General features: G+C 40.9%; 6 protein-coding genes and 1 rRNA gene. 6 read left to right on the top strand and 1 reads right to left on the bottom strand.

Annotation, left to right across the window (positions count from 1 at the left end; genetic code table 11):
* Positions 1-70: 70 nt before the first annotated feature.
* The 3 genes from rrf to RTX25_RS14235 all read left to right on the top strand — a co-directional run bounded on the left by rrf (position 71) and on the right by RTX25_RS14235 (position 2,374).
* Positions 71-188 (top strand): 5S ribosomal RNA (gene rrf, locus RTX25_RS14245).
* A gap of 142 nt (positions 189-330) precedes the next feature.
* On the top strand, positions 331-1,641 hold the full coding sequence (locus RTX25_RS14240; protein WP_312654577.1) for an NAD(P)-dependent oxidoreductase: 1,311 nt from the start codon (positions 331-333) through the stop codon (positions 1,639-1,641).
* Positions 1,642-1,876: 235 nt separating this feature from the next.
* Complete coding sequence (locus RTX25_RS14235) at positions 1,877-2,374, top strand: hypothetical protein (RefSeq protein WP_312654576.1); 498 nt, start codon at positions 1,877-1,879, stop codon at positions 2,372-2,374.
* Positions 2,375-2,525: 151 nt separating this feature from the next.
* Here RTX25_RS14235 and cls read toward each other — a convergent pair whose 3' ends face one another.
* Positions 2,526-3,989, bottom strand: a complete 1,464-nt coding sequence (gene cls, locus RTX25_RS14230; RefSeq protein WP_312654575.1) for a cardiolipin synthase — start codon at positions 3,987-3,989, stop codon at positions 2,526-2,528.
* Positions 3,990-4,302: 313 nt separating this feature from the next.
* Here cls and RTX25_RS14225 point away from each other — a divergent pair, with 313 nt between their 5' ends.
* The 3 genes from RTX25_RS14225 to RTX25_RS14215 all read left to right on the top strand — a co-directional run bounded on the left by RTX25_RS14225 (position 4,303) and on the right by RTX25_RS14215 (position 8,904).
* The gene (locus RTX25_RS14225) at positions 4,303-6,522 is read left to right on the top strand and encodes a glycoside hydrolase family 2 TIM barrel-domain containing protein (protein ID WP_312654574.1); all 2,220 of its coding nucleotides are present in this window, start codon (positions 4,303-4,305) and stop codon (positions 6,520-6,522) included.
* A gap of 170 nt (positions 6,523-6,692) precedes the next feature.
* Positions 6,693-7,694 carry a LacI family DNA-binding transcriptional regulator gene (locus RTX25_RS14220; protein ID WP_312654573.1) on the top strand — a complete coding sequence of 334 codons (1,002 nt, stop codon included), beginning with the start codon at positions 6,693-6,695 and terminating at the stop codon, positions 7,692-7,694.
* Between the two features lie 52 nt (positions 7,695-7,746).
* Complete coding sequence (locus tag RTX25_RS14215) at positions 7,747-8,904, top strand: galactokinase (protein WP_312654572.1); 1,158 nt, start codon at positions 7,747-7,749, stop codon at positions 8,902-8,904.
* Positions 8,905-9,122: the final 218 nt, after the last annotated feature.

Raw genomic sequence — 9,122 nt, 5'->3', positions numbered from 1 at the left:
AGATGCTCCGGTACCATTCTTTACTCTCTCCACATGCAGTTTTGAAGGAACATCACTGTTTTTTCAAAGATCTGGTGTCTATATCTTTTAGGGTTACACCCGTTCCCATTCCGAACACGACGGTTAAGCCTTTTAGAGCCCATGATACTGCAGGGGAGGCCCTGTGGGAAAGTAGGTCGTCGCCAGTTACAGAAGCTCCAAGCGTAATGCCTGGAGCTTTTTTTGTGCGGAAAAATACAGAAGAACAACAGGATAAATCATTGACAATAAATAACAAGTATGACAAAATTAGTCAATATACAGATAACGATGAATGGAAGTGAGGGAAATATGGAATCAAAAGGACTATATATCATTGATGCAGATCAGGGTTATAATATGCTGGAAGCGGTTGCTGAGGCAAAGAGATGTCTGAACTGCAAGAATCCGACTTGTATAGGAGGATGTCCCATTGAAAATGACATCCCAGAGTTTATAAAAGAAATATCAAAAGGAAACTTTGGAGAAGCACGAGAAATACTGGCGAGAAAGACCAACCTTCCTGCTATATGTGGAAGGGTATGTCCTCATGATCTTCAATGTGAAGGACACTGTATTCTGGCAAAAGCCGGCAAGGAGATAAATATCGGTAAACTCGAAAGGTTTGTCGCGGACTTTGATCATACCATGGGTCTGATCAACGAAAAGATTCCAAGAAAGACAAGAGGGAAGGTTGCAGTCATAGGATCGGGTCCTGCCGGACTGACCATCGCAGGGGATCTTGCAAAAATCGGGTTTAATGTTGTGGTATATGAAGCGCTTCCGGAACCAGGCGGAATCCTTCTTTATGGTATACCGGATTTCAGACTTCAGAAGGATGTTGTGAGAAGAGAAATCAGAAAAATTGAATCCTATGGGGTCACCTTTATGACAAATATGGTTGCTGGAGTTGATTTTACAGTGGACACGTTATTTCAGTCCGGATTCGATGCAGCGTTCATCGGAACGGGGACAAATGTATCGAACAATCTGGATATTCCTGGAAAGTCACTTAAAGGAGTCGAACTGTCCTCCTACTTTCTGAGAACTTCGATGCTGGCAAACGAAGGAAAACTGAACAGCAGCGATGTGATCGTAAAGGAAGGCAGCAAAGTCATTGTCATCGGAGGTGGCAACGTTGCTATGGATGCGGCGAGGACGGCGGTGAGGATTGGTGCCAAAGAGGTGAGCGTTGTCTACAGAAGATCTGAGGAAGATATGCCCGCGACTAGAGCAGAATATGAAGATGCATTAAGAGAAGGTGTGCAGTTCAGATTCAACAGTAATCCGATTGAATATCTGGGCAGAGGGGATGAAGTCTGTGCAATAAAGGTAATGACTGAAGAGGGAGAAGAAATCCTTGAAGGGGATGTTATGCTGGTCGCCATTGGAAGCAAGCCTGCTAAAAGGATAGTTTCTACCACAGAAGGAATTGATGTAGATGAGAAAGGTTATGTCGTGACAAGAGAAAAGCCATACGGCATGACGACTCTTAAAGGCGTATTCGCCGGAGGTGATGTGGTCCATCAGCCCGCAACTGTAGTTAAAGCGATGAAAGAAGCGAAAAAAGTTGCAGAGGGAATCGCGGCTTATGTTGATGCAAAAAAACTTCTGGATCTTTAAGGGGAAATGCTGCTTCCTTCATGATAGCTACATTATTGTCGAGTACCTTTCAAAGTATAAAAAGACCAGAGCATTGTGTAACTCGGTGCTCTGGTCTTATTGAATATAAGAACTTATATAATATTCTTGATTTATATGAAAATAATCAGTATCATATATACAATATGATTAAAGCATGAAACCCAAAAATAATTACGCACAGATATGGAGATATACTATATGGGGAGATGGAAGTATGAAAAAAGGGATCATTGTCTTGATTACTGTTCTTATGCTGGTATTCGTCGCAAATTATTATTACAGTACTTTCAGTTTATCGAGCACCTCAACATTTTCTAGAGAAGGAATCAGCCTTAATGAGAACTATTACCTCGGTTATGGGTTGAACTGGAGTGGCCTATTTCGTCCAAAGCTTGTTGATGTCAGCTTGCGTAACAGTGACGGCTTAATGATCGATCAGAATAATGATGAAGTTGAGATAGTGCCCTACATAGACATGGAGAAGCATACAGGAACCTTGGATGAATCAGGATATAAGGATAATCTCTCAAAAGGAACAGTCGATTATGTATCCATAACTGATGCAGACATCAGTGAGAATAATCTGCTGGTACTTAAAATCAATCTGAAGGATGAAAATTATATCAACAGTGTATATTCGATGGTACTCAGTTATAAAATTTTTGGTGTACCGAAGGAACAGACAATAGAATTTGACGGATTTTTAGATTAAGTTAATGGTTTTAAGCGATTAAGATGATCTCAATAAGCGAGGATAAATGAATAAAAGGAATGGGAATATGCTTTTAATATCGCATATGCCCATTCCTTTTTGGGTTCGTCAGATCAGCGTCGGCTGTTCATCAGAACTTTCGTGCACAGATCTAGAAAAGCAGGGAAAAGATTCTGAAGAAGCTTTCTTTAAGATGAGTAAATACACTTCCCTGGTTATATTCGTCAAGAGTCAGCATTCGGCTTTGGGCAATATCGTCATAGAAGAATCCTTCCATCTTAGCAGAAGTCAGTTCATCATAGATGACCGCATTGACTTCATAGTTGTAATACAGACTTCGCACGTCAAAATTAGCCGTACCTAATGTGCATATGTTGGTATCAACTACGATAGCCTTGTTATGATAGAACGCAGTTTTGTCATAGAAATAGAATTCCACACCAACATCTAGAAGTTCTTTGATATAGGTCATGGATGCATGTCCCACAGGAGGATGATCATACTGTTCGGGGAAAACGATTTTCACATCGATACCCGAGAGTACAGCTACCTTAAGTGCCTGCATGAGTGAATCCGAAGGAATGAAATAGGGTGAGCTTATGAATATCTTTTCTTTGGCAGACCCGATCATTTTCAGGAACAGCTGCTCAACAGTTGAGTAAGGTGATCCAGGTCCATTGTAAATCAGCTGCATGGGCAGATAGTTTGTAATGGTACTGAGCGGGAAATAGAGGCTGAGATCATCTTCTCTTTTGTAGTTCTGTCTCTTCTTGTCATATTCCCACTTTTTGGCATCTTCATTGATCGACAGTACGGAGAAGAAATCGTCGAAGAACAGTGCCTGGAGTCCAAGTACAAATTCACCCTCGATTCTTGCATGAGAGTCTCTCCAGTATCCGAATTTTGATTTGCCCAGGTACTCGTCTCCGATATTGTTTCCACCAAGATAACCGATCTTTCCATCGATGATGACGATTTTTCTGTGATTTCGATAATTTATGGAAGTATCTATCAGTTTCCCGATGCTTGCAAAGTGAGCGCTGTAGGTTACAAGTTCGATTCCGCTCTCTCTGACCTTTCTCAGATACTCTTTGTCAAAAGTTCTGCCGCCGATTTTATCCATGATGAAACGGACCTTTACGCCTTGAAGAGACTTTCTGATCAGTACATCGAATATTTTTCTTCCGATCTCGTCAGACTTCACGATATAGTACTCCATATGGATATGATGTTTCGCGCTTTCAAGATCTGTCAGCAACGCTTCGAACTTTTCAACTCCATCTTTATATACCGTAATATTATTATAGAGAAATATAGGACTGCCGTTGCCCATGGTGACCATTTTGGCCATTTCTTTATATGGTCCTACATATTCGTCCAGACTGGTTTTCACAAAATCAATCATTTCAGGAGAGAGCCGTTCTTTAAGATTTTTTGACTGCCAGTTTCTACCCACAAGAAAATATAGTATTAGACCAAGAAATGGAACCAGCATAAAAATAAGCAGCCATCCGATGGATTTTTCAGGCTTCTCACGATTCTTGAAAATAATCGTCATAGATATAAGGAAGTTTATGATGATGACGGGGACTGAGATCATATTATAGAAATTCAAAAATACACCTCCTTAATCAGAATGTAATTACATTATAGTATAGAAACGTATAGACGTTCACACATTTACAATAAGTTATCAATTCTCAGAAATATTAGAAATATATTGCAGACAACATGTGCTCTTCATTCGTTTCCGGTCAGTTAAATATTAGTTAATATGACTGTATTTTTTAGTAAAACATTAACTAAATTCATTGACAGCATATATGATCTGTTATAACATTGAATTTGTAACCGATTACCATAGCGGTAGCTGATTATGAAAGAATAATAGAGTGAATAATATTTGCTGTTTTAAAGGAGGATCTCAATTGAGAACTGTATTACCACTTAGCCACTGGTATTATCATGAAAACTACAGTGAGAACCATATATCGGACTTTGAGGATATGAATGGATTTTCCAGCATCATTATCCCTCATGCCAACAAGGTTACTCCATTTAGTAATTTTGATGAAAAGATGTATCAGTTTGTATCATGCTATAAGAGAAAACTTGAAATACCGGAAGTGATGGATGGGAAAAGAATTTTCATCGATTTTGAAGGGGTTATGACCTATACGGAAGTATATCTGGACGGGAAGATTGTGGGTAGTCATAAGGGGGGATATACACCCTTCACTGTTGAGATCACTTCCGCAGCAACCACAGGAGAACATGAGCTTGTCCTTAAGGTGGATTCCACTGAGAGAAGCGATATTCCTCCTTTCGGTTTTGTCATCGACTATCTCTGTTATGGCGGCGTCTATCGTGAAGTCTACCTGAGAGCTGTAGAGGATACATTTATAGAAAACACAAAGCTTGAACATGACGAAGAGCTTGATGCATTAGATATCAAGGTTTTCATCAATTCAATAGTCAGGAAGAAAATGAAGCTTCAGGTTTCTCTATCAAAGGACAATGAAGTGATCGAACGTATGAAACTTGAGATTGAAGTGAATGAAGGGAAGAATCTGAAGACAGTTGCGCTGAAAAATCTTTCGGGTATTGAACTATGGGATCTTGACCATCCCGTTCTCTATGATGTTCGAGTCGAACTCGTGGAAGGAAAGGACATCTCCGATTCGGCTGAAATCAGATACGGTTTCAGGACAGTTCAGTTCAGAGCGGACGGATTCTATCTCAACAACAGAAATATCAAGCTGATGGGTCTGAACAGACATCAGTCCTTTCCATACGTGGGGTATGCAATGCCAAGACGTGCACAGGAAAAGGATGCGGATATTCTGAAATTCGACCTTGGTCTGAATGTGGTGAGAACTTCTCACTATCCTCAGTCCAAGCATTTTCTGAACCGGTGTGATGAAATCGGACTGCTTGTTTTCGAGGAAATTCCAGGCTGGCAGCATATAGGAGATGAAGCCTGGCAGGATGTGGCAGTAGATAACGTCCGAGAAATGATTGAAAGAGACTGGAATCATCCCTCAATCATGATCTGGGGTGTAAGAATCAACGAGTCACCTGATCTTCATGACTTCTATAAAAGAACCAATGATATGGCAAGACGTCTCGATACAACGAGGCAGACCGGAGGTGTCAGGTTCATAGAGGACAGTGAGCTGATTGAAGATGTCTATACCTTCAATGATTTTCAGGCAGGATTCAAAGAAAGAAGACATAGAGATCAGAGAGCGGTAACGGGTCTTGAAAAAGATGTTCCATTCATGATCACTGAATTCGCAGGCCACATGCATCCGACAAAAAGGTATGACCCGGAACAGTGGAGAGTTGAGCATGCAAACCGCCATGCCTATGCCCATGATGAGATTGGCAGAGACAGAAGAATTGCAGGTGCCATCGGATGGTGTGGATTTGACTACAATACACACTATCAGTTTGGATCAGGAGACAGAATCTGCTATCACGGAGTCATGGATATGTTTAGACTCCCCAAATATGCTTCCTATGTTTACTCCAGTCAGAAGGATCCATCAGTTGAAGTAGTCCTTGAGCCATTGACCAACTGGACACAGGGAGACCGTCAGGAAGGCGGTGTAATGCCTCTTGACATCTACACCAACTGCGACAGTGTGAAGATGTTTATAGGTGAGAAAGAAATCGGAGAGTACAAGCCGGCTTTCAAGAAGTTTCCTGGTCTGAAAAGACCGCCGATCATCATTGATGAAATGATTTCCACATGGGGAGATTTCTGGAATGGTGCGCTCTTTATCGGATATATCAAGGGAGAAGAAGTTATACGCAGAAAATTCCTGAAGGATCCTGTACCTTCCAGACTGATCATCCAGGTGGATGACAGGGAACTTAAGGCAAAAGGATATGACGATTCCTATGATGTGACACGGGTCATTGTGACGCTTACAGACAGGATTGAAAATATATCGATCTATGGATTTGAAAGAATAAGCTTCAATGTTGAAGGGCCTGGAACGGTCATCGGACCAGCTGAGACGGTTATGACGGGCGGTGCGATTGCATTCTGGGTAAAGACCACAGGTGAATCTGGAGTAATCACTGTCAGTGCTGAAACACCATATTTGATTTCAGATCAAGTTTGCATTGAAGTAATTTAGGCATCTATAAACGCTTAACTAAGTTTTTCTGAATGTATCCTAAAAAATTCAAGAATCAGATAACAGGATGCAATATCATTGTCAGTTTGCATCCGTCGTTTTAGAATAGAAAAGAATGATCATTCAGAGTAAAACTGTTATGAGAGTGAAACTGTTATGGAGGTAAAAACATGGTAACCATAAAAGATATTGCGGATCAGGCTAAAGTATCCAGTGCAACGGTATCCAGAGTGCTGAATTTTGATGATTCTCTTAGTGTTTCAGATGAAACCAGAAGAAGGATATTTGAAATTGCAGAGGAGCTGGAATATGTTCCGGTGAGAAAAAGAAAAAGCAGAAAGAAAGTTAAGGTAGGCATTCTTCACTGGTATGATTCGAGCAGAGAACTGGGTGATCCATATTATCTCTATATCAGACTGAGTGTCGAAAAACGATGCATGGAACTGGGCTATGAAGTGGAGCGATATGCAAATGCGGGTGTCTTTACAGATCTTGATTCTGTTGATGCCATCATTGCCATAGGTAAATACGACGAAGATGATCTCGAAAAGATTGTCTCGCAGAACAGCAGAATCGTTGTTGTAGATTATTCTCCCAGCGATAGTTATGATGCAGTGGTTATAGATTTCAGGGACGCCATGAACAAACTCATGGGGTATCTCCATGGATGCGGGCACAGAAGAATCGGTTACCTGGGGGGAAAAGAGGAGTACCACAGTGGAAAGCCTGTGTTTGACTTCAGATTTCAGTACTTCAAAGAGTTCATGTATTTTCATGACATCTTTAAGGAGGAGGACTGTTATTTCGGAGAATTCTCCCATCAGGATGGGTACAGTCTGATGAACGAAGCGCTGAAAAAAGAAGAAAGACCGTCAGCATTTTTCTGCGGTAATGACAACATGGCTGTAGGAGCATATAAAGCGATTTATGAAAGTGGACTGAGAATTCCCGAAGATATAAGTATCGTGGGGTTCAACGATCTGCCTGGATCGAAATATATGGTACCGTCTCTGACATCAGTTAGAGTATATACAGAGTATCTTGGAGAAGCTTCCGTGGATCTTCTTTCTGAAATACTGGAAAAAGACAGGCGTTATGTTAAACGGGTTGTCATTCCGGTCAAGCTGAAAATAAGAGAAAGCGTCAGCAGCTTAAATGGAAATATATCTTGAGAAGAATAGGGTAAAAGTACGGATGATGAATATATATGAAGGAGTTTATGTAATGGAAGAGATGAACACATTCAAGAAGATATTTGGAGAGGATGCTGACGGGCTGTTCTTTGCTCCTGGCAGAGTGAATCTCATTGGAGAACATACCGACTATAACGGTGGCAATGTATTCCCCTGCGCTCTGACAATAGGAACCTACGGAGCTGCCAGAAAAAGAGCTGATCATAAGATAAGACTGTACTCGGAAAATTTCTCTAAGCTGGGGATTGTGGAGTTTACGCTTGATGAACTTGTATATGAGAAGAAACATGACTGGGCGAACTATCCTAAAGGTGTATTAAAAATGTTCCTGGAAGCGGGGTATTCTATAAGTCAGGGTTTTGAAATCTCCTTTAATGGCAATATTCCAAATGGAGCAGGTCTTTCCTCATCAGCTTCCATAGAAGTTCTTACGGCCTTTATCCTTAAAGAATTCTTCAGTCTTGAGATTGAAATGCTGGATATGATAAAGCTCTGTCAGAAAACCGAAAATGAGTTTATTGGAGTCAACTCGGGAATCATGGATCAGTTTGCCATAGCCATGGGAAAAAAGAACAAAGCGATGCTTCTGGACACGAATACGATGGAATACAGATATACCGATATTCTGCTGCAGGATGCTTCCATTGTTGTCGCGAACACGAACAAACAGAGAGGACTTCAGGAATCCAAGTATAACGAAAGAAGAGCAGAATGTGAGGAAGCATTAAGAAGGCTTCAGACGAAGCTTCAAATAAAGTCACTAGGTGAACTTGATTATGAAACTTTTCTCGCTCATACCGAGATTATTGGCGATCCTGTCCTGATCAGGCGGGCGCGTCATGCAGTCAAAGAGAATCTGAGAACATTAGAAGCTGTTGATGTTCTTGAAAATCATGACATCGAAGCTTTTGGAAAGCTTATGTATACTTCTCATGAATCGTTAAAGGATGATTATGAGGTAACAGGAGTGGAGCTGGATACTCTGGTGAGTCTGGCAAGTAAAAATGAAGGAACCATCGGATCGAGAATGACAGGTGGCGGATTCGGGGGCTGTACTGTTTCCATTGTGAAAAATGATCATATTGATGACTTTATCTCCAAGGTAGGTGAAGCATACCTGAAAACGATAGGTTATGCCGCAGACTTTTATGTGGTTTCTGTAGGAGATGGCGTACATCGAATGATATAATCTCGATTTTTTAATCAGCTGGCTTCTTCCTGTGAAGATTATTCATAGAAGGGAGTCGGCTTTTTCATTGAGTCTCATGTGATAAAAGGACATTCCGGTTTCATGTGATCATGCCCCTATTAAGATATGGAAATATTTTTGGGTAAACCTGTTGACATGGGCTTTCCTGGCGTGATATTATAGACAAGTCGCTTGAGACAAGTGATGAGAAAGAAAAC

It is taken from the genome of Proteiniclasticum sp., assembly GCF_032054185.1.
Lineage (GTDB): Bacteria > Bacillota > Clostridia > Clostridiales > Clostridiaceae > Proteiniclasticum.
Note: the sequence above shows the minus strand (reverse complement) of the source record. Positions and strands in the feature narration are given on the sequence as shown.

Coding starts and splice junctions, on each gene's coding strand:
- RTX25_RS14215 (WP_312654572.1), top strand. CDS start 7,747: ATGGAAGAGATGAACACATTCAAGAAGATATTTGGAGAGGATGCTGAC.
- RTX25_RS14235 (WP_312654576.1), top strand. CDS start 1,877: ATGAAAAAAGGGATCATTGTCTTGATTACTGTTCTTATGCTGGTATTC.
- RTX25_RS14240 (WP_312654577.1), top strand. CDS start 331: ATGGAATCAAAAGGACTATATATCATTGATGCAGATCAGGGTTATAAT.
- RTX25_RS14220 (WP_312654573.1), top strand. CDS start 6,693: ATGGTAACCATAAAAGATATTGCGGATCAGGCTAAAGTATCCAGTGCA.